Origin of the sequence: Mesorhizobium sp. M2A.F.Ca.ET.043.02.1.1 (genome assembly GCF_003952405.1) — a bacterium.
Lineage (GTDB): Bacteria > Pseudomonadota > Alphaproteobacteria > Rhizobiales > Rhizobiaceae > Mesorhizobium.
In genome coordinates this window covers 3878480-3899532 of sequence record NZ_CP034445.1, presented here as the reverse complement: position 1 = coordinate 3899532, position 21053 = coordinate 3878480, and the positions used below count along the sequence as shown (strand labels likewise).

The window sequence follows — 21053 nt, the reverse complement described above, 5'->3', positions numbered from 1 at the left end:
GATGGCCGAGATCCGTGTTCAGAACTTGAGGAAAGCCTTCGGCGCCTTCGTCGCCGTGCAGGATTCCAATTTCGTCGTCGAGGACGGCGAATTCTTCGTCATGCTCGGACCGTCCGGCTGCGGCAAGACAACGACGCTGCGCATGATCGCCGGTCTCGAATTGCCGACCGGCGGCAAGATCCTGCTTGGCGGAGAGGATGTCACCATGCGCCGGGCGCGCGAGCGCGACATCGCCTTCGTCTTCCAGCTCTTCGCGCTCTATCCGCATATGAACGTGCGCAAGAATATCGGCTTTCCGCTGCTGGCGCAGGGCATGCCGGCAGCCGAAATCCGCAGCCGCGTCGAGGAGACCGCGAAGCTGTTGCGCATCGATCACCTGCTCGACAAATCCGTCTCCGGTCTTGCCGGCGGCGACCGCCAGCGCGTCGCGCTCGGCCGCGCCATCGTGCGGCGGCCGAAATGTTTTCTCATGGACGAGCCGCTGGGGACCCTCGACACCGAGTTCCGCGATCTGATGGTGCATGAGCTGCGCGAGCTGCACAACCGCATCCACGCCACGACCGTCTATGTCACGCACGATCAGATGGAAGCGATGTCGATGGCCGACAAGATAGCGGTGATGAACCACGGCGTCATCGAGCAGTTCGGCACGCCGCGCGAGATCTACGACCGGCCGGCGACCATGTTCGTCGCCGATTTCATCGGCTCGCCGCCGATGAATTTCCTGAAATTCGGCGGCGGGCTCGCCAAGGGCGCGAAGGAGATCGTCGTTCAGGGCTCCAAGGTGGCGGTGCCGGAAGTGCGCGAGGACATCGCGCCCGCTGACATGGCGCTCGGCATCCGGCCCGAGCACATCCGCTTCGACGACGGCTCGAAGCTGCGCGGCGCGATCTATGGCACCGAATATCTCGGCACCACGCAGATCGTCGCGGTAGAGACGGCCGACGGCATCATCAAGGCGCGGGTGCCGGCCGGCATCCATCTCAGCCCCGGCGAGCAGGTCGGGCTGACGCTGAGCAGCGCGCGGCTGTCGCTGTTCGAGAAGGGTTCCGGACGCGCGGTCAGGACCGCCATGCATGATCAGGCAGCGGAGGCGCGCCATGGCTGATGTCCGTATCCAGGGCGTGACCAAGAGTTTTGGCGACACCGTCGCGATCGACGATCTCGACCTTACGATCAAGGACGGCGAGTTCGTCGTGCTGCTCGGGCCGACCGGCGCCGGCAAGACGACGACGCTGAGGCTGATTGCCGGCCTGGAGCGGCCGGATAGCGGCACGATCCATATCGGCGGCCATGACGCCACGACCCTGTCGCCGGCCGAACGCGATACCGCTTTCGTCTTCCAGCAATATTCGCTCTATCCGCATCTGTCGGTGTTCGACAATCTCGCCTTCCCGCTGCGCTCGCCGGCGCGGCGCTTTCCGGAGGAGGCGGTGCGCCGCCGCGTCGAAGAGGTGGCGCGCATGGTGCGCATCGACCACAAGCTCGACAACCGCTCGACGAAGCTGTCGGGCGGCGAGATGCAGCGCGTCGCCATCGGCCGCGCCCTGGTGCGCAAGCCGGCTATCTACCTGATGGACGAGCCGCTGTCCTCGCTCGACGCCAAGCTGCGCGCCGATCTCCGGCTCGAGCTGAAGCGCATCCAGTCCGAGCTCGGCGCCACCATGCTCTATGTCACGCATGACCAGATCGAGGCCATGACCATGGCCGACCGCATCGGCATCCTCGCCGACGGCGTCCTGGTGCAGATCGGCACGCCGCGCGCGATCTATTCCGAGCCGGCAAACCTTCATGTCGCGGCCCGCCTCGGTCAGCCGGCGATCAACCTTCTGCCGGCCGGGCTCCTGCCCGACGGGGGCGCGCCGACCGGAACGAAAACGATCGGCGCCCGCACCGAGCATCTCGCGATCGAGAAGGCAACGAACGGCCATGCCGACGGCGTCGTCGACTGGGTCGAGCATCTCGGCGACCAGAACCACCTGCATGTGACGGTGGGGGCGAAGAAGCTGGTGACGCTGACCGATCCAGACACGTCTTTAGCCAAGGGGGACAAGGTGACGATCCGCTACATCGCGCCGCTCTATTTCGACTCGGACGGGCAAAGACTGATGTAGCCGAGACATCCCAAATATATTCGCATACCGATTGACGGCCGCAGATACGGACTGGACGAAATCCATGAAGCACTTTTTCAACCGCAAGGACACGATCGTCACCGAAGCGCTCGACGGCTTCCTCGCCACGGCGGGATCGGGCGCGCTGGCCCGCCTCGACGGCTACCCCGAGATCAAGGTCGTGCTGCGCGCCGACTGGGACAAGACAAAGGTGGCCGTGGTCTCCGGCGGCGGCGCTGGGCATGAACCCTCGCATGCCGGCTTCGTCGGCGCCGGCATGCTGACGGCGGCGGTCTCCGGCGAGATCTTCGCCTCGCCGAGCGTCGAGGCGGTGCTGGCGGCGATCCGCGCCACGACCGGCCCCGCCGGCTGCCTGCTGATCGTGAAAAACTATACCGGCGACCGGCTCAATTTCGGACTGGCGGCGGAGAAGGCGCGTGCCGAAGGTCTCGCGGTCGAGATGGTGATCGTCGCCGACGACATCGCCTTACCGGACATCGCGCAGCCGCGCGGCGTTGCCGGCACGCTGTTCGTGCACAAGATCGCCGGGCACCTGTCGGAATCCGGCCATGACCTGGCATCGGTTGTCGCGGCGGCGCGTGCGGCGGCCAAGGACATCGTTTCGCTCGGCATCTCGCTTTCCTCCTGCTCGATCCCCGGGCAGGCGCATGAGGAGCGCTTCGGCACGAATGATGGCGAGCTCGGACTCGGCATCCATGGCGAGCCCGGCGTCGAGCGCATCGCCTTGGAGGCCGCCAGCAAGCTGGTCGCCATCATGGCGGAGCGCCTCGCCGCGCGGCTCGATCCGCACAGCCGCTATGCGCTTTTGATCAACAATCTCGGCTCAGTGCCGCCGCTCGAAATGGCGCTGATTGCGAATGCCGTGCTGTCTTCGTCGCTGGCAAAGGCGGCGGCGCTGACGATCGGGCCCGGGCACCTGATGACCGCGCTCAACATGAACGGCTTCTCGCTGTCGCTGATCAGACTGGATGCGGAACGCGAGAAAGCGCTGCTGGCGCCCGTCGGCCCGCATGCCTGGCTGCCGGCAAAGCCGGTTCGCGCGCCGGTCGTCGTGGCGATGGCAAGACCCGCTGCCGGTGCGACCGCAAAGCCCGCCAGCCGCGATGCGGCCGCCGAGCGGCTGATCAAGGCCGTCTGCCAGAAGCTGATCGCGCTCGAAGAGCCGCTCAACGCGCTCGACGCCAAGGCTGGCGACGGCGACACCGGCTCCACCGTTGCGACCGGAGCGCGCAGCATCCTCGAACGCATCGACACGCTGCCGCTTGCCGATCGCGCCGCAACCGCCGCCGCGATCGGCGATACGCTCGGCACCTCGATGGGCGGTTCCAGCGGCGTGCTGTTGTCGATCTTCTTCACCGCAGCCTCGCAAGCGCTCGGCGCTGGCGCCCCGCTCACCAAGGCCTTGCTCGCCGGGCTCGACCGGATGACCTTCTACGGCGGCGCCAAGGTCGGCGACCGCACCATGGTCGATGCGCTCGAGCCGGCGCTGAAAGCCCTTGACGCGAGCGAGCTGGAAGCGGCCGCCAAGGCGGCGCGGCAAGGTACCGAGGCAACCGCCGCGATGCAGAAGGCAAAAGCGGGCCGCTCCGCCTATATCGGCAGGCAACTCGACATCGCCGATCCGGGCGCCTTCGCGGTTGCCGAGGTTTTCGCTGCCGTGGCGGCGCTGTTCGCCCCGGCATGAAGGACGGACAATGGCCGCAGCCGATTTCTCCAGACTGATCACGGCGGCGGCCGATACGATCGCGGCGCATGCCGAGGAGTTGACCGCGCTCGACCAGGCGATCGGCGACGGCGACCACGGGCTGAACATGAAGCGCGGCTTCGAGGCGGTGCGCGCGGAGGCGGACGTCTTTTCAGCGAAGCCGCTGCCCGAAGCGCTGAAAGCGGTCGGCACCAAGCTGGTGATGACGGTCGGCGGCGCCTCCGGCCCTCTGTTCGGCACGTTCTTCATGGCGCTCGGCAAGGACCTGCCGGCGGCACCCGATAGAGGCGGGCTGACGGCGGCGTTCGGCAGGGCGATCGACGCGGTGGCCGCGCGGGGTAAATCGCAGGTTGGCCAAAAAACCATGCTCGACGTGCTGCAGCCGGTGTATGAGGCGCTGGCGCAGGGCAAGACGGCCGGCGAGATCGCCGACGCAGCCGACAAGGCGGCCGAGGCCACGGTTCCGATGAGGGCCCTGCGCGGGCGCGCTTCCTTCCTGGGAGAGCGCTCGATCGGGCATATGGACGCCGGAGCGCGCTCGACCGCGCTTCTGGTGCGCGCGGTCGCGGAAGCGATAGAGGGCAATTGATGAGCAATGTCGGGATCGTCATCGTGTCGCATTCGCCCCTCGTCGCCGAGGGCACGGCCGACATGGTGCGCCAGATGGTGGGCGACGAAGTGCCGCTTGCATGGTGCGGCGGAAACGGCCATGGCGGGCTCGGCACCAGCGTCGAGGCGATCATGGGCGCGATCGACAAGGCCTGGTCGGAAGCGGGCGTCGCCATCCTGGTGGATCTCGGCGGCGCCGAGACCAACTCGGAGATGGCGGTCGAGATGATCGGCGAGCCGCGCTCGCACAAGATCGTGGTCTGCAACGCGCCGATCGTCGAAGGCGCGGTGATGGCCGCGACCGAATCCTCCGGCGGCGCCTCGCTCAAGGAAGTGGTGGCGACGGCGCATGAACTGTCGCCGTCGTGAACGAACAGGAACCGACTGAATGTCCGCATCCGCCGAAGCAACGGTCCTGATCACCCACGCGGTGGGCCTGCATGCGCGCCCTTCGGTGAAGTTCACGAAGCTCGCCAAGACGTTCGCGGCCGAGGTGGAGGTGGCGGTGGCAGCCAACGGCCCCTGGTTCGACGCCAAGAGCATCGTCAAGGTGATGGCGGCGAAGGCGCCGAAAGGGACCATGCTGCATATCCGCGCCAAGGGCGACGGCGCGACCCAGGCGGTGAAAGCGCTGGTCGATCTGGTGCAGCGCGATTTCGACGAGGATGCGGATCATGCCCGGTCCGCTTGAAACGGATCCGCATGTCCGTGGGAAACCGGGTCATGCGGATTGAGGGTATCCCCGCCTCTCCCGGTTATGCCGAAGGTCCGCTGTTCGACCTCGACCAGCCTCCGGTCAGCTACAAGGCCAAGGCGAGCGCCGGGGAAGAACAAGCCGCACTGGTGAGCGCAATCGGCAAGGCCGTCGGTCGGCTGGCGGTTCTGGCCGCAACGGCCGATGGCGAAGCCGCCGGCATCCTCGAATTCCACATCGCCATGCTGGAGGACGATGCCTTGAGCGGTCCGGCCCTGGCGGCGATCGGCTCCGGGCAGCCGGCGGACGCCGCCTGGCGCGCGGCGCTCGACCGTGAGATCGCCGGCTACGAAGCGTCGGACCAGGACTATTTCCGCGCCCGCGCCGCCGATCTGCGCGACATCCGCGACCAGGTGCTGCGGGCGCTGAGCAAGGATGGCGAGGCGGCGGCGCCTCCGGGCGCGATCCTCCATGGCGAGGACATCGCGCCGACGCGCTTCCTCGAAACCGATTGGAGCAAGGGCGGCGGCATCGCGCTACAGCGCGGCAGCACGGCCAGCCATGTCGCGATGCTGGCGCGCTCGCTCGGCGTGCCTATGGTCGTCGGTCTCGGCGCCTTGGCCGCACCGCGCACGGGCGACGCGCTGCTCGATGCCGAGCATGGCGCGATCATTTTCTCCCCGTCGCCGGCCGAGGTCGAAACCTTCCGCCAATCGGCCTCCTCCTTCGCCGACCGCCAGGGCGCAGCGCGGACATTCCTGACGGAGCCGGCGGTGACCAAGGCCGGCACCGCGGTGCGCGTGCAGGTCAACATCGCCTACCCTTCGGATGTGGAAGGCATCGATATCGAGACCTGCGACGGCGTCGGCCTGATGCGAACGGAATTCCTGTTCGGCAAGACACTGCCGGACGAGGAGACGCAATACCACGCCTACCGCAAGGTGCTGGAATGGGCCGGCGGCAAGCCGGTGACCATCCGCACCGTGGACGCCGGCGGCGACAAGCCGGTGCCGGGTTTCACCGTCGAGGAGACCAATCCGTTTCTCGGCCTGCGCGGCATCAGGCTGTCACTCAAGCGGCTCGACATCTTCCGCGTGCAGATCCGGGCATTGCTGCGCGCCGCCATCCACGGCAATCTGAGGGTGATGTTCCCGATGATCGCCACGCCTGACGAATACAGCCAAGCTGCCGCGCTGTTCGCGCAGGAACAGGCCGCGCTTGTCGCGCAGGGCGTAGCGCACAAGCTGCCGCCGCTCGGCATCATGGTCGAGGTGCCGTCCGTGGCGCTGGCGCCGGAGGATTTCGCCGACATTGCCTTCTTCTCGATCGGCTCCAACGACCTGACGCAATATGTGATGGCGGCCGCGCGGGACAACGCGGCGGTCGCGCATCTCAATTCCGTTCGCCAGCCGGCGGTGCTGCGGCTGATCGCGGCGGTTGCCGCGTTCGGACTGGAGAAGGGAATTCCAGTCAGCCTCTGCGGCGATGCCGGTGGCGACCCTGCAACCATCCCGGCGCTGCTCGAGGCCGGTTTGCGCGACCTCTCGGTCGCCCCTGCTCAACTGGCGACGGCCAAGGCGGCCATCGCGGGCGTTGCGGTGTAGGCGCATGGCCAGGATGGAAAGAATACCGGAAGCAGGCTCGGAAGAGGCAATCCGCGCCTACAAGACGATCCTGTCGCAGGTCATCGACCAGCGCCCGTCCGGCATGCGCCAGCGCCTGGCCGACGCGCTCGGCAAGCACCGCAGCTTCGTCACGCAGATTTCCAGCCCCGCCTATACGATCCCGATCCCGTCAAAGCATCTGCCTTCCATCTTTTCCGTCTGCCATTTCAGCCAGGCCGAGCGCGACCAGTTCATGGCCGCCTATCACCAGGCGCATCCTGGCAAGGCGCCCGCGGCGTCCGGTCCGCGCAAGACGCGACACGTCTCGCTCATCGTGCCGGATTTCGGCGACGACAGGCAGAACGCGGCGCTCGACCGGGCGATCAACGACTTCATCCAGAAAATAACCAGCATCGCCGGCAAGGGCAGCGGCTGACCTTTGTTGCCGGGCTGTTTGGGAGGACGCCATGAAGAAATTTATGAACACCGTGGACACGGTGCTGACCGAAAGCCTCGATGGCTTTGCGGCGGCTCATGCCGATATCCTCGTGCTTGGCGACGACCACAAATTCATCCGCCGCAAGGAGCTGAAGCCCGGCAAGGTGGCGCTGATCTCGGGCGGCGGCTCCGGCCATGAGCCGCTGCATGGCGGCTTTGTCGGCCACGGCATGCTCGACGCCGCCTGCCCCGGCCAGGTCTTCACCTCGCCGACGCCCGACCAGATGCTCGCGGCCGTGCAGGCCGTCGACACCGGCGCCGGCTGCCTGTTCATCGTCAAGAATTACGAAGGCGATGTGATGAATTTCGACATGGCGGCCGAGATGGCGGACGGCGTGCTGCAGGTCGTGACCAATGACGACGTCGCGGTCGAGAACTCGTCCTACACGACCGGACGGCGCGGTGTCGCCGGCACGCTGGTGGTGGAAAAGATCGTCGGCGCCGCCGCCGAGCAAGGCATGGCGCTGCCCGCGCTCAAAGCGCTGGGCGACCACGTCAACGCCGCGACGCGCTCGATGGGCGTGGCGTTGACCAGCGGTACGGTGCCCGCCGCCGGCAAGCCCACCTTCGAGATCGGCGACGGCGAGATGGAGTTCGGCGTCGGCATTCATGGCGAGCCCGGCCGGCGGCGCGACGCGCTGAAGAGCGCCGACGCCATCGCCGAGGAGGTCTGCGCCGCGATTGCCGGCGACTTGGGTGAACGCGCCAAAGGGCCGGCGCTGCTGTTCGTCAACGGCTTCGGCGGCACGCCGTCGATGGAGCTCTACCTGATGTACAACAGCGCCCGCAGGATATTCGAGAAACAGGGCGTGACGGTGATCCGCTCGCTCGTCGGTTCGTATGTGACCTCGCTCGACATGGCAGGATGCTCGATCACGCTGACCATGCTCGACGATGACATGGCCGCGCTGTGGGATGCTCCGGTGCACACGGCGGCGCTGCGCTGGGGGATGTAGCGCAATTCCAGGAAAAGTGTGAAGCGGTTTTCCGTCCGGAATTGCGCCAAAACAACGAGATAGAGCGGTTCTGCGTTTCCCTGAAACGGTGAACCGCTCTAGGCGTCTCTGGCTTCACCGGTACTTTTCTGGCAAGCATGCGCGGAACCTTGCCACTGTTGCCTCAACGATGCTGCCCGAGCTTTCGCCTGCCCAGGAAAAACTGCTGATCAACCTTGCCGACCCCGAGGCGCCCTCCGATTGGGGCAAGGACGTTTCCGCAGGTGACCTGTTGGCGCTGCTCGCCAATGCGGAGTTCCACGGCGTGCTGCCGATCGTGCTGCGCAAGTTCAGGGAACGCGGCGACGCCAACCTGCCGAAAGACGCGAGGTTGCCGCAGAAACTGACTGAGTTACGCGACCAGATGACGACGGCAACCGGGCAGTCAATGCTGCTGCAATATCACGGCGACCGCATCATGAAGGCGCTGGCGGCGAAAGGCGTTCCGGCGCGGATCGTCAAGGGGCCGGTGTTCGCGAGCAGGCTCTACCGCCAGCTTGCCGACCGTCCGTTCACCGACATCGACATTCTCGTCGACCCCGCCGGCATCGAGGAAGCCAACAGGACGATCGCCGAATGCGGCTTCAGGCTCGGCAGCGGCGAGGCGGAGTCGCACCAACTGCAGGAGTTCAAATGGCTGGAGAAAGAGAATTCCAGCCTGCTGATCGAATTGCACGGCAATCTGGTGCACGACACCGGCATGCGCCGGCGCCTGTCGCTCGGCTTCCGCGAGTTGCAGGCGATCGACGGCGGCGAAACCGACACGCCGGCCGCACTTCTGACCATCGCCATCGTCCATGCCGCCGGCGGCCACAAGTTTCACCGGCTGCAGCTCTGCGTCGACGTGCTGCAAGGCGTGCGGTCGCTGAGATCGCCGGAAGATGAAGCGCGCCTGCTGGAGGCGGCCCGCATGACCGGCATAGAGCTTGAGCTGGCGACGGTCCTCAACGTCACCGGACGTCTGTTCGGCGCGCCGCGCGCGATCGAGCTTGCGAACCGCATCAAGCCGAACCTCTCGATAAGGCTGGCGAAATGGCTGATCACCGGCAACATGCTGCTGCGCGTCAACTCGCGCGAAAAGCTGCGCTCGCGCCTCAGCCGCGACGCTTTCCGCTGGGTGCAGAGGCTGGCGCGGGCACGGCCCTATCCGGCTTGACCCAGAGCGGCGCGGATCAGCTGCGCCGCTTCGACCGGCCTCGCGCCCACTTCCAGCGTGAAGGTCGGCACCGTCTTGACCAATATTGCGATCGTCGCCATTCGCCTTTTCTGCAGCGGCAAAAGGCCGGTCATGCCGGTCCTCACATTGTCGGCGGCCAAAGCCACCATGGCATCGGTCCTGGCCATGGGCACCAGCCTTGTCTTGCCATCGGCCGAGCGGGCAAGATGAAGAAGAGCCGCGACCGGCCTGGCGCGAACATCCTCGACACGGATGATCTCGCCAAGGCGATCGAGCGACACGGCCTGCTCGCCCTCAGCATCCCATGTCTCGCCAAGGTAGGGCGACACGAAAGGCAGCATCGCCGCGGTGTTGCGATGGATCTTCACTTTGCGCGGCATGCCCCAGGCCGTTACGCCGTCCTGTGTCGCCCTGAGGATCATGACGTCGTCGGAACAGAGGCCGAAGCCCTGCGAGGCGAGCGCCAGCGACGTCGTCGACTTGCCGGTGCCGCTCGGCGCATGGATCAGCACAAGCGCTTCGCTGCCCGGCAGCGTCAGGCCGGCCGTGTGCAGCATGTGCTGCCCTCCGGCATCGAGCGCGGCATCCAGCACCATCATCAGCAGCGTCCATTTGATCTTGCTGTCCGGATGGACGCGGATTTCGGCGCAGCTTTCCTTGTCGAGGATCGACAGCGTCTGCTGACCTGGAAAGACGAGGTGGAAGACGTCTCCGGCGTCGATCATCCGGCAATGGCCGTCGAAGGGCACTTCGCCATCGAAAGCCAATTTCCCTTCAGGGTTTTCCTGCAGATCAAGCGTTTCGATGATATCGACACGAAAGCCGGGCCGGGCAGCCTTGCTCACACGCAGCGCGCCGAGCATCAGGTCGAAGCTCGGCCAGAGGTCGGCGCGGGCGGCAGTGAGGCTTATGACCTGCCCTTTGAGATCGTAGAAGAAAGTCGTTGTCCGGTCGCTCAAGCAGCGGACGCCTTCACGCTGGGCGGATGGCGGTAGATCTCCACCATGCCTGGCTGACTGTCGCTGACCACCGGCTTGCCGTCGAGGCAGACCCAGCAATGCGCCGACAGGCGGGGCTCGTGCATCGATTTGGCATCGACGCCGAAACGCAGCTCGGGGTCGAGACCGGCCATGCGCAGAAAACGGAAGCCGAGCAGACCCTCGCGAAGACATCTGCGGTCGCGCATGAACCAGGGCCGCCGCACCGTTCGGTTGACACGCTGGACGATATAGGTCCAGGGCAAGTCGCGATAGGGCGCGGGCGAGCGCAGCGGCGCCAGCTTCAGCACGCTTTCGAAATCACGCCGGCCGACCAGCACCGGCAGCAGCCGGGCGCTGAGCCACAAATGGGCGCGGAACAGGGCGCGCAGGACCGGTCCGTCGGTCATCACACGCCTAGGTCGGCGAGGATGCCCTCAGCCACCAGCTCGGCCGCCAATTCAGCCATATCCTCGTCGAGCGTCGCCTTGTCGACCTCGAATTCGTCCGACAACAGGTCGATGATCTGGTCGAGGCTGCGCGCGCCATCAACCTTGTCGAGAAAAGCCTCGGTCGTGTCGTTGCAAGTGTAGAGCTGGCCGCTGCGCGCCAACAGCACGACGGCGCCGTCGCCGACATGCTGGACGGACGCGTCGTCCGCCATCCGAAGCACCGTTTTGGAACCAATCTCGGCCATGCGCCCGCTCCCCTTCGCCCGGGAGCAAATAGCGCGGCACCGCGAGACTGTCCATCGCCATGGACGGCGGAGGGAACGACCGGCCGTGCCGCGCGGCCCGCCGTGGGGCGAATATTAGCGAGGTCTTGCCTTCCCGCCCTAGCGTAAGCTATGAGTCCGCCGGGCTTTGGGGGAATGATCTGTATGCGTTACAACTGGGAACGGGCTCCGACGGCGTTCGAACGCCATCGGAAGGCGCTTGCGGCGGCGATCCTGATCGCCGGCGGCGTCGGGCTGATACTGGCGGCGCTGCCGCTTTAAGCCGGCTTACATCACGGACAGCAAGAGCGGCGACGCCATGGCGGCGCCGGACAGGTGAGCTTGACGGGCGATATCGACGAAAGTCAGGAAGACATGGCCTATGAAAGCGACTTAGGCTATTCCCAGACGGCAAAAAAATGTCCTGGGAGGGAATGTCGATGGCCTCACGCTATCACGAAGTCTATGAGGGCTGGAAGCGCGACCCCGTAGGGTTCTGGGCCGAAGCGGCGAAGGCGATCGACTGGGACAGGCCGGCCGAGAAGGTCTTCGATCCGGCGCAAGGCGTCTATGGCCGCTGGTTCGTCGGCGCTTCCTGCAACACCTGCTACAACGCTATCGACCGCCATGTCGCCGGCGGACGCGCCGACCAGCTGGCGCTGATCCATGACAGCGCGATCACCGGAACGATCCGGAAATTCACCTATGCCGAACTGAAGCGCGAGGTGGTCGCGCTGGCCTCGGTGATGCGGCATCGCGGCGTCGGCAAGGGCGACCGCGTCATCATCTACATGCCGATGGTGGCGGAAGCGGCGATCGCGATGCTGGCCTGCGCGAGGCTAGGCGCCGTGCATTCGGTGGTGTTCGGAGGCTTCGCCTCGCATGAGCTCGCCACCCGTATCGACGACGCCAAGCCGAAGCTGATCGTCAGCGCTTCCTGCGGCCTGGAGCCCGGTCGCATCGTCGCCTACAAGCCGCTGCTCGACAAGGCGATCGAGATGTCGAAGCACAAGCCCGACGCCTGCCTCATCCTGCAGCGAGAGCAACTGCGCTGCGAGATGAAGGACAATTACGACATCGACTATGCCGATGCGGTCGCCCGCGAGCGCGCCGCCGGCGCCAATGTCGACTGCGTGCCGGTGCTGGCCACCGACCCGCTCTACATCATCTACACCTCCGGCACGACCGGCCAGCCGAAGGGCATCGTGCGCGACAATGGCGGCCATATGGTCGCGCTGAAATGGACCATGGACAACGAGTTCGGCGTCAAGCCGGGCGAAGTGTTCTGGGCGGCTTCCGACGTCGGCTGGGTGGTCGGCCATTCCTATATCGTCTACGGGCCGCTTCTGCATGGCTGCACCAGCGTGCTGTTCGAGGGCAAGCCGATCGGCACGCCGGACGCCGGCACCTATTGGCGGGTGATCTCCGAGCATGGCGTCGTGGCGCTGTTCACCGCGCCGACCGCGTTCCGCGCCATCAAGGGGCAGGACCCCAAGGGCGAGTTCGTGCCGAGATACGATTTGTCGAAGTTCCGCACGCTGTTCCTTGCCGGCGAGCGCGCCGACCCCGAGACGATCAAATGGGCCGAGCAGAAGCTCGATCGGCCGGTGATCGACCATTGGTGGCAGACCGAGACCGGCTCGCCGATGACGATCAACCCGGCCGGTCTCGGGCTGCTGCCGCTGAAATACGGATCGCCCGGCGTGCCGATGCCGGGCTATGACATCCGCATCCTCGACGATGCCGGCCACGAAGTGCCGCGCGGCACGCTCGGCAATGTCGTGGTCAAGCTGCCGCTGCCCGCCGGCTGCCTGCCGACGCTGTGGAATGCCGACGCCCGCTTCCGCCAGGCCTACCTGGAAGAATTCCCCGGCTACTACAAGACGGCCGATGCCGGCATGATGGACGAGGACGGCTATCTTTACGTGATGGCCCGCACCGACGACATCATCAATGTCGCCGGCCACCGTCTCTCGACCGGCGCCATGGAAGAAGTGCTGGCCGCCCACCCCGACGTCGCCGAATGCGCCGTCATCGGCATTGCCGATGCCATGAAGGGTCAGGTGCCGCTGGGCTTCGTCGTGCTCAATGCCGGCGTGGCCCGCGACAGCGGCGTGATCGAGAGCGAGGTGGTGAGCCTAGTGCGCGAGCGGATCGGCCCGGTTGCCGCTTTCAAGACCGTGGTGACGATTAAGCGGCTGCCCAAGACCCGTTCCGGCAAGATCCTGCGCGGCACGATGCAGAAGATCGCCGACAAGGAGGAGTGGGCGATGCCGGCGACCATCGACGACCCCGCGATCCTCGACGAGATCGCGGCGGCGCTGAGGGGCCGCGGCATCGGAATGTAGCAGCCCGGCAGACGGCCGCGTTAACAATGTATTAGCCAGTTTCCCCCGCGCTGCAATCGCTTGTTGTGCGATGCAGCATCAGACTTTAAGTTTGCCTGGGGGGCCATACCGAAGGCACGGCATGGCTCAACAAGAGATGACATTCGGCGGCGTCGACATACCGCGATGCCTTGCTACCGTCGCCGTCAACCGGCCGGTAGCGGCCGGCGGCGAGCCGCGCATCCTGCCGCCGCTCGGTCCCACCCTGTTCCATCATCTGTTGAAGCCCGCCGAGAGGGGTCTACCGTTTCGTGGAAGCGGGGAACCGCTCGTCTGGCTGCCTGGACCGCCGGTGTGGAATTGTTTGCATTCGGCATGATATCGAGGCGCAAATCAGTGCAAGTATCCGAGCCTCAATCCGTGAGCCTGTTCCAACGATCGAAACGCCCTCGACCCGCGCCGCGCGAGCGCCTTGTGATGGATATGCGCGACACGATCGTCTATGCGATCGGCGACGTGCATGGCTGTTATGACGAACTGCGCGCGCTGGAACAGAAAATCGAGCTCGACGCGCAGCAGTTCCGCGGCCGGAAGATCATCATAATGCTGGGCGACTATATCGATCGCGGCCCGCATTCGCGGCGCGTGGTCGACCATCTGATGGCGCCGCCGCGGAAAGGCTTCCAGCGCGTCTGCCTCGTGGGAAACCATGAAGTCGCGCTGCTCCTTTATCTGGACGGTCATCTGTCGCGCGAAACCTGGCTCGGCTATGGCGGCCGCGAGACCCTGTTCTCCTACGGCGTCGACCCCGACCGGTTGATTAGCCTCTACGGTTCGAGCGCCCAGGCGGACGCGCGCATACGCGAGGCCATTCCCGCCAGCCATGTCGACTTCCTACGCACGCTGCCGGCGATGGTCTGCTCCGACCAATTCGTCTTCGTGCATGCCGGCATCCGGCCCGGCATCGCGCTGGAGGCGCAGGACGAGGGCGACCTCCTCAACATCCGCGAGGAGTTCTTCGAGGCGGCGCACCGGCTCGACCGCTGGGTGGTGCACGGGCACACGATCGTCGACGTCCCAAAGCTCGACGGGCGCCGGCTCGACATCGACACCGGCGCCTTCCAGACGGGGCGACTGACCGCGCTCAGGATCGTCGGCAAATACGGCCGGCTGCTGTCCTCACGGGATTAGGCAATTCGCCGTTTCGGGCTGAACCGCCCTGATCCTGTTCCACGTCAGGCAGCCTGCTTGGCGCGCGCTTCCGACTTCTCCAGATAGTAGCTCGAGTAGCGGTCGAAGAACCGTTCCGAGCCGCCGAGCGCGCCGTATTTGGCCAGCTTCTTCAAATCGACCTTGTTGAGCACCGCCCCAATCACCTTGTTGGCGATATAGGGCTCCGATTCCAGCATCGAGCGCACCATGTTGCGCGGCGTGCGGCCCCATTCGGTTACCAGCACGAAGCCGTCGACCAGCGGCGCGAAGGCCTTGGCGTCGACCACAGGTCCGAGCGGCGGCAGGTCGACGATGATGTACTCGAACGTCTCCTTGGCGTTCTCGATGAAGCGCCGCATACCGGCGGAGCCCAGCAGCTCGCTGGTGTGCGAGAACTGGCCACGCAGCACGGCTGGAATGATCGCAAGCTTGGTCTGGCGGTCGACCTTGCCGACCGACTGCCAGGTCTGGCCATTGACCACCGCTTCCATCAGGCCCTGCTCGGCCTCCATGCCAAGGCTGCGGCTCAAGCCAGGATTGCGCAGGTCGCCGTCGACGAGCAAGGTCTTGGCGCCATTTGCGGCAAGCAGGCCGGCGAGGTTCGCGGCCACCGTCGATTTGCCCTCGCCCGGCAGCACCGAAATGACGCCGATGACCCGGCTGCCGCGGTCCTCCATTACGACGTCGAAGGCGATCTTGGCGTTGCGCAGCGTCTCGGCGAACATCGAAGCCGGAGCATCGATGCTGACGCGCATGCGCGCGCGCCTCTCGGCCGAGGAGAGGCTGGCCACCTTGCCGTCAGCCGGCAGGTCGTCGGCCTTGGAATCCTTGGCCCTGCCGCCGCCGATCGTCGGCAGATAGCCGAGGAATTTCAGGCCGGCGCGATCACGAATATCCTCGCCCGTCCTGAAGAAGCGCTCGTTGAACTCGTTGAGGCCGCCGAAACCGGCGCCGAGCATCAGGCCGAGCACCAGCGACAGCGCCAGCACACGCATGGTGCGAGGGCCCGAGGCCGCCAGCGGCATCGTCGCGTCGGAAATGATGCGGGCCTTGCCGACCGGGAAGGACTGCTGCTGCGAAGCTTCCTCATAGCGGCTAAGGAAGGTCTGGTAGAGCGTGGTCAGCGCCTGCGCCTGCTGGTCGAGTTCCTTCAGCTTCACCTGCGACTGATTGTCGATCGAGCTCTTGCCGGCGGCTGTGGAAATCTTGTCGCGAAGCGCGGTCTCGCGCGCCTGCGCCACTTCGAAGTCGTTGCGGTAGCTTTCGGTGATCTGCTTCAGCTGCCCGAAGATCTGCGCCGAGACATCGGCCTTTTCCTTGGCCAGCGCGACCGCCTGCGGGTGATCCTTGCCGAAATTGGTCTCAACGTCCTGCAGGCGCTTGGCAATGGCCAGATAGCGGGTCTTGAGCCCGATGATGACCGAGCTGCTCGGCTGGTCAGCCGCTATGGCCGAATCGTTGAAGGCGCTTTCCGAGCCGCTGTCGACGATCGCCTTGTACTGCTGGTAGCGGGCGCTGGTGCGAGCCGTATCGGCCTGCGCGACGATGAGCTGGGCGTTAAGGTCGGCGAGTTGCTTGTCGCTCAGCAACTGGCCGTCGCTGTTGGCGGAAAGGCCGTGCTCGGCCCTGAACTTCTCGACCGCCAGCGAAGCGGCCTGCGAGCTTTCGCGCAACTCGGTCAGCCGGCCCTGCAGCCACACGGCCGCGCGCTCGGTGGCGTCGAAGCTGGCGTTGAGCTGGTCGGCGAGATAGGCGTCCGCATAGGCCTTGGTGATGGCCGTGGCGAGTGCAGGATTTGTCGCCTGGTAGCTGATGCTGATGACATTGGAGCGGCTGACGCGATCGGCCGATAATCCTGTCTGCAGCATAAGAACCGCGTAGTCGTGAGTCGCGGTCTTGATCATGGCTTCGCGCGTGGCGGCATCGACATTCTGGATGCCAGGGAGTTGATCGGTGGCATTGCCGCGGAAATAGGCGACGATGCCGCGCAGGAACCCAATGCCCTTGGCCAGAGCCGATTGAGGGGGGCTCATGAAGTCGTGGTTCTGGTCGAGCTTCAACTTGTCGACCACCTCCGACGCCAGCCGCGCCGAATTGAGGATCTCGATCTGGCTGAGGATCGTCGCGTCGGTCTGCCGCGTGGCGCTGGCGGCCGAGATGTCGTCCATGACCTTGTTCATACCCTCGTCGATCAGGACGCTCGCCACGGACGTATACTGCTTGGGCGTGGTCTGCAGATAGACCACGCCCAGGAACAGGCCGATGGCGGCGCAGATCGCCACCACCTTGGCCTGACGGGCGGCCATGCCAAGCAGACGCTCGACATCGATGAAGTCTTCACCCTTTTCCTGATCGGCACTGGGCAAGGGCGTCCTCTTGTCGAGAGGGAAGTTGGCATAATTCATGTTCGGTCCAATTCCAGGTTGCAGGCGCTATCGGCCTTGGTAGATCCGCGTCGTGACCAGAAAAGACCGCGCAACGTTGCTGCCAGGATGCGCCGGGCCTGAAGGCCCGGGCGCCTGAGTGGCTGTCGCGCCATCGCGAAACCGCATATGCACCCGAAAGATGGGCATTATGCGGCTACTTCCCGGCGCTCATGCGACCGGACGAATTGCTGCAGCATTTCGAAGACAGGGCCTTTCATGTCGTCGCGAGCCAGGGCGAAGGCGATGGTGGCTTCGATGAAGCCTTCCTTGGATCCGCAGTCGAACATGCGGCCATCGAAAGGCTGCGCATAGAAGGGCTGGCTCTGGGCGAGGCGCACCATGGCGTCGGTGAGCTGGATCTCGTTGCCGGCGCCGCGCTGCTGATTGCCGAGCAGCGCGAAGATTTCCGGCTGCAGCACGTAGCGGCCATTGATGTAGAAATTCGACGGCGCCTTGGCGGGCGCCGGCTTTTCGACCATCTCAGTGACCTGGAAGCCGGAGCCGACCTCGTCGCCGCGGCCGACAATGCCGTATTTGCTGGTTTCGGCGGGATCGCAGCGCTCGACGGCGATGACGTTGCCGCCGGTCCGCTGATAGAGATCGACGGTCTCGGCAAGGCAGCCGCGCGCGCCGAAGGACACCATGTCGGGAAGCAGCAGCGCGAAGGGCTCGTTGCCGATCACGTCGCGAGCGCACCAGACGGCGTGACCGAGGCCCTGCGGCGACTGCTGGCGGATGAAGGAGGTGGCGCCGGCCACCGGCAGCAGGCTTTCCAGCGATTCGAGCTGCGCCTTCTTGCCGGTCTGTTCCAGCGTGCCGATCAGTTCAGGATGCAGGTCGAAATAGTCCTCGATAACCGCCTTGTTGCGGCCGGTGACGAAGACGATGTGCTCGATGCCGGCCTCGAACGCCTCGTCGACGGCATATTGCACGACGGGCTTGTCGACGACGGGAAGCATTTCCTTCGGCATGGACTTGGTTGCCGGCAGGAACCGCGTTCCGAGCCCCGCCACCGGGATGACTGCCTTCCTGACTTTCTGCATCTGGTCTTCCTTCTGAGAGAAAAAGATTTCTACCTATCGCCGGCTATCAAATCGCCCGCATGCTTCATCTCCCCGCCCCCACGGCGAACCTGCGCCGCAACCCTTCTGAGCCGGACCGCGATCGGCATCGACAAATGCCCGATCGCGGCCGGATCCCTGAGCGCCGCCCCGATTGCCTTGAGCGGCGCGCGCGCCTTGATGTGCTGGACCAGGGACAGGAACGACGCCGCCTTGCGCAGGCTGCGGCCGCGCCGGGCGAAGGCCGCCTTCGCGGTGCTGTCCATGGGATATGCCGCAGCGAAGGCGGCGTCGGCGCGCGTCATTGCCTCGACGTGGTGCAATTCGAGCACCCGTGAGATCGAGCCGGTGCGGATATGGTAGACATAACCGACGGTCGGCTCGACAGCGCAACGGCCACCGCTGGCCAGCGCGCTTGCAAGCAGAATGTAGTCCTCGCCGATGCGCAGCTTCTCGTCGTAGCGCAGCTTGTTGTCGTCGAGGAAGCGGCGCTGGAAGACCGGCTTGAGATAGCCGAGATTGAAGCGCGATTCGAAAACCAGATTGCCCTCGATATAATCGGCCAGCGAGATCTCGCTTAAGCCCTCGAGATAGCCTGCCGGGAACATGGTGTCGTCGGGCGTGCCGTCCTCGCGCACGACCTGGACATTGTCGACGGCGATTTGGGCGCCGGCCGCTTCCGCCCGCGCGATCATCGCCGCCATGCGGCCAGGAAGAACGGCGTCATCGGAATCCAGCACCGCCACCCAGCGGCCGCGCGCGAAATCGAGGCCGGCATTCCTGGCGCCGCCTGGTCCGCGATTCTGCGGCAACGCCACCACCTTGACGATGTCTTCAGGATAGGCGCGCGCCACATCCAGCGTGCCGTCGCGCGACTGGTCGTCGACGACGATGACCTCGACGATCACGCCCAGTTGCGCGATCGCGCCGGCGATGGCGCGGTCGAGAGTGGCCTCCGCATTGTAGGCGGCGATGACGAAGCTGACGTCAGGCTGCACGCTTGTTCCCTTGTTCTGGCGAAGTGAGGCCGTACTGGCGGATTTCACGGACGCCGACCAAACCGGAGACGACACCAACGTGCATAATGCCGCGCAGCACGCTGCGGTTCCGTCGCACCGGGCTGATCGCGGTCAAAACAGCCATGCCGAAGCAGTAAGCGGCCTTGGCCGAAGCCAGCCCGACCTGGCCGGCGCGGCGGATGCCGCCGGCGCCGTGGCCGATCAAATGGCCATGCGTCTGGCCGAAGCGGAAGCGGCGACGGCGCAGCCAATCGAACGCGGCCCTAGCGCGCGGCACGACCTCGTCGACGAAGGCTTGCGGCGCAAAGGCGATGCGGCCGCCGGCCTTGACCATGGCATCGAAGAACTCGGTATCCTCGCCGCCGGTCTGGCCGCGCGCCAGGCTGAAGCGCCGGCCGCGCAGGCTCGCGTCGGTCGTTCTGAGCAGGACGTTGCAGGTGTAACCGGTGCGGATCTCGCCGCGCACCCAGACCGGCAAGGTCGAGTGAAAGTCGCCCTTTTGCATCCAGTCCGGCGCGTCCTGGCGATAATGCGCCCGCACCGGCCCAAGCACCGCCGCGGCGCCGGTGGCGTCGGCTGTCGCCATCAACTCGACTAGCCAGCCAGGCGACGCCGTTTCGTCATCGTCGATGAAGGCGACGAAGTCCGACACGCTGGCGTCGAGGCAGGCGTTGCGGGCGATCGAGATATTGCGCGCCGGCGCGTGGCGATAGCGGACCGGCAGATTCAATTCCTCGGCCAGCGCCTTCACCAGCTTTTGGGCGCCTGGTTCATCGTCATTATCGGCAACGACGATGCCGATCTCCAAACCTTCAGGCTTCTCCAGGGCGGCGACGGAGCGCAGCGTGTCGGCCAGTTCAGGCCGGCGGAAGGTGCAGATGCAAATGTCGATCGAGCGGCCGGCCATCACGCCACCTCGCGCTGCGAGCGCGGCGTCAAAAGCTGCTGCCAGAAGCCGACGGACCAGCCGAAATGCATGACCATGGCTGAAACTCCGGCCAGCGCGATGCTGGCGTTGCGCTGGCGCACCGCCGTCAACAGGCCGTAGCCGAGGCATACCGCCGCCCACAAAAGGAATGGCACCGCCGCCAGCCAGTGGACGAAGGAGAACAGGGCCAACAGCACCACGGGCGCCACCAGCAGCGGGACCATCTGCCGGACCTTCGGCACCATGCGGTGCTTGAGCACATTCCTGGCGCGGCCGCGGCCATAGCCAAGATATTGGAGATAAAGGCTCTTCAGCGACGAGCGCGGATAGTAGACCATATGCGTCCTGCCGCTCATCCAGATGCGGTAGCCGGCCTGGCGCAGACGGTAGTCGAGCTCGGCGTCCTCGTTGTGGCTGAAGCTCTCGTCATAGCCGCCGGCATGGCTGAAAGCGGCGATGCGCATCAGCGCGTGGTGTCCGTGGTCGACCCATTCGCCCTCGGACATGTGCCGGTGCTTCGAGCCGCCGGTGCCAAGCTTGGAATTCTGCGCCGCCGCGACGGCCTTCTGCACGGCCCCGGTGCCGGCGGTCAGCATCGAAACGACAACCGAATCGGCGCCCGTGGCTAAAGCTTCCTCGACCAGCCGGTCGCAGTAGTCGTCCGGATAGCCGCCATGCGCGTCGATGCGGATGAGATAGTCGGCGCCTTCGCCGAGGGTCGCCACCGCCAGATTGATGGCAGCGCTTTGCAGGCGCTTCGGATTGGCGAGCAGGATGACCCGGGGATCCTTCGCCACGATCTTTTCGACGATGGCCTGCGTGCCGTCGCTGCTGCCGCCGTCCGCGACGACGATGCGCCCGTCGAGCCGTGCCGCCGCAGGCCGCAACCGGTCGAGCAGGCCGCCGATATGGGCCGCCTCGTTGAGGCAGGGAATGACAATCAGGATCGATGGATTTGCCTGCGTCATCGT

Annotated in this window: 20 protein-coding genes; 12 read left to right on the top strand and 8 right to left on the bottom strand. The window is 65.7% G+C overall.

The annotated features are described in order from the left end of the window. Window position 1: 1 nt before the first annotated feature. The 10 genes from EJ068_RS18680 to EJ068_RS18635 all read left to right on the top strand — a co-directional run bounded on the left by EJ068_RS18680 (window position 2) and on the right by EJ068_RS18635 (window position 9396). The gene (locus tag EJ068_RS18680; RefSeq protein ID WP_127249381.1) at window positions 2-1108 is read left to right on the top strand and encodes an ABC transporter ATP-binding protein; all 1107 of its coding nucleotides are present in this window, start codon (window positions 2-4) and stop codon (window positions 1106-1108) included. Beyond that, window positions 1101-2114: an ABC transporter ATP-binding protein gene (locus tag EJ068_RS18675; protein WP_127249380.1), complete on the top strand. Its 1014-nt coding sequence runs from the start codon at window positions 1101-1103 to the stop codon at window positions 2112-2114. Before EJ068_RS18680 ends, EJ068_RS18675 begins: the two co-directional genes overlap by 8 nt. A 64-nt stretch (window positions 2115-2178) precedes the next feature. Continuing rightward, window positions 2179-3819 carry a dihydroxyacetone kinase subunit DhaK gene (locus EJ068_RS18670; protein WP_127249379.1) on the top strand — a complete coding sequence of 547 codons (1641 nt, stop codon included), beginning with the start codon at window positions 2179-2181 and terminating at the stop codon, window positions 3817-3819. Window positions 3820-3829: 10 nt separating this feature from the next. Then, on the top strand, window positions 3830-4429 hold the full coding sequence (gene dhaL / locus EJ068_RS18665; RefSeq protein ID WP_127249378.1) for a dihydroxyacetone kinase subunit DhaL: 600 nt from the start codon (window positions 3830-3832) through the stop codon (window positions 4427-4429). Next, on the top strand, window positions 4429-4818 hold the full coding sequence (gene dhaM / locus EJ068_RS18660) for a dihydroxyacetone kinase phosphoryl donor subunit DhaM (protein ID WP_042645089.1): 390 nt from the start codon (window positions 4429-4431) through the stop codon (window positions 4816-4818). Before dhaL ends, dhaM begins: the two co-directional genes overlap by 1 nt. A gap of 19 nt (window positions 4819-4837) precedes the next feature. Next, window positions 4838-5140 (top strand): HPr family phosphocarrier protein, encoded by a 303-nt coding sequence (locus EJ068_RS18655; protein ID WP_127249377.1) that lies wholly within the window; start codon window positions 4838-4840, stop codon window positions 5138-5140. A 32-nt stretch (window positions 5141-5172) separates the two neighbouring features. Beyond that, window positions 5173-6747 (top strand): phosphoenolpyruvate--protein phosphotransferase, encoded by a 1575-nt coding sequence (gene ptsP, locus EJ068_RS18650; RefSeq protein ID WP_127249376.1) that lies wholly within the window; start codon window positions 5173-5175, stop codon window positions 6745-6747. A gap of 4 nt (window positions 6748-6751) precedes the next feature. After that, window positions 6752-7183, top strand: a complete 432-nt coding sequence (locus EJ068_RS18645) for a hypothetical protein (protein ID WP_189342179.1) — start codon at window positions 6752-6754, stop codon at window positions 7181-7183. A 31-nt stretch (window positions 7184-7214) separates the two neighbouring features. Further along, window positions 7215-8201 (top strand): dihydroxyacetone kinase subunit DhaK, encoded by a 987-nt coding sequence (gene dhaK / locus EJ068_RS18640; protein WP_127249375.1) that lies wholly within the window; start codon window positions 7215-7217, stop codon window positions 8199-8201. A gap of 169 nt (window positions 8202-8370) precedes the next feature. Next, entirely contained in the window at window positions 8371-9396 is a 1026-nt protein-coding gene (locus EJ068_RS18635) for a nucleotidyltransferase family protein (RefSeq protein ID WP_127249374.1), read from the top strand. Here the strand turns inward: EJ068_RS18635 and EJ068_RS18630 are convergent. The 3 genes from EJ068_RS18630 to EJ068_RS18620 are packed head-to-tail and all read right to left on the bottom strand — an operon-like array spanning window position 9384 to window position 11091. Continuing rightward, window positions 9384-10376: a serine kinase gene (locus EJ068_RS18630; RefSeq protein ID WP_127249373.1), complete on the bottom strand. Its 993-nt coding sequence runs from the start codon at window positions 10374-10376 to the stop codon at window positions 9384-9386. The two genes, EJ068_RS18635 and EJ068_RS18630, sit on opposite strands and share 13 nt — an antisense overlap. Continuing rightward, window positions 10373-10804 (bottom strand): lasso peptide biosynthesis B2 protein, encoded by a 432-nt coding sequence (locus tag EJ068_RS18625; protein WP_126079783.1) that lies wholly within the window; start codon window positions 10802-10804, stop codon window positions 10373-10375. Before EJ068_RS18625 ends, EJ068_RS18630 begins: the two co-directional genes overlap by 4 nt. After that, entirely contained in the window at window positions 10804-11091 is a 288-nt protein-coding gene (locus EJ068_RS18620) for a PqqD family protein (RefSeq protein WP_127249372.1), read from the bottom strand. The genes EJ068_RS18625 and EJ068_RS18620 overlap by 1 nt, the downstream gene beginning before the upstream one ends. Window positions 11092-11549: 458 nt before the next feature. On the opposite strand from EJ068_RS18620, the gene EJ068_RS18615 reads away from it, so the two are divergent. Both EJ068_RS18615 and EJ068_RS18610 read left to right on the top strand, forming a co-directional pair. Then, window positions 11550-13457 (top strand): propionyl-CoA synthetase, encoded by a 1908-nt coding sequence (locus EJ068_RS18615; RefSeq protein ID WP_127249371.1) that lies wholly within the window; start codon window positions 11550-11552, stop codon window positions 13455-13457. A 456-nt stretch (window positions 13458-13913) separates the two neighbouring features. Then, on the top strand, window positions 13914-14627 hold the full coding sequence (locus EJ068_RS18610; protein WP_245463148.1) for a metallophosphoesterase: 714 nt from the start codon (window positions 13914-13916) through the stop codon (window positions 14625-14627). 44 nt (window positions 14628-14671) lie between these two features. Here EJ068_RS18610 and EJ068_RS18605 read toward each other — a convergent pair whose 3' ends face one another. The 5 genes from EJ068_RS18605 to EJ068_RS18585 form a co-directional block, all read right to left on the bottom strand. Continuing rightward, window positions 14672-17053 (bottom strand): polysaccharide biosynthesis tyrosine autokinase, encoded by a 2382-nt coding sequence (locus EJ068_RS18605; protein WP_127249369.1) that lies wholly within the window; start codon window positions 17051-17053, stop codon window positions 14672-14674. A 167-nt stretch (window positions 17054-17220) separates the two neighbouring features. Continuing rightward, window positions 17221-18117, bottom strand: a complete 897-nt coding sequence (gene galU / locus EJ068_RS18600; RefSeq protein WP_126063026.1) for a UTP--glucose-1-phosphate uridylyltransferase GalU — start codon at window positions 18115-18117, stop codon at window positions 17221-17223. 29 nt (window positions 18118-18146) lie between these two features. Then, window positions 18147-19133 carry a glycosyltransferase family 2 protein gene (locus EJ068_RS18595; RefSeq protein WP_127249368.1) on the bottom strand — a complete coding sequence of 329 codons (987 nt, stop codon included), beginning with the start codon at window positions 19131-19133 and terminating at the stop codon, window positions 18147-18149. Next, entirely contained in the window at window positions 19123-20061 is a 939-nt protein-coding gene (locus tag EJ068_RS18590; protein ID WP_127249367.1) for a glycosyltransferase family 2 protein, read from the bottom strand. Before EJ068_RS18590 ends, EJ068_RS18595 begins: the two co-directional genes overlap by 11 nt. Then, a complete protein-coding gene (locus tag EJ068_RS18585) occupies window positions 20061-21050 on the bottom strand; it encodes a glycosyltransferase family 2 protein (protein WP_127249366.1) in 990 nt (329 codons plus the stop codon). The genes EJ068_RS18590 and EJ068_RS18585 overlap by 1 nt, the downstream gene beginning before the upstream one ends. Window positions 21051-21053 lie beyond the last annotated feature (3 nt).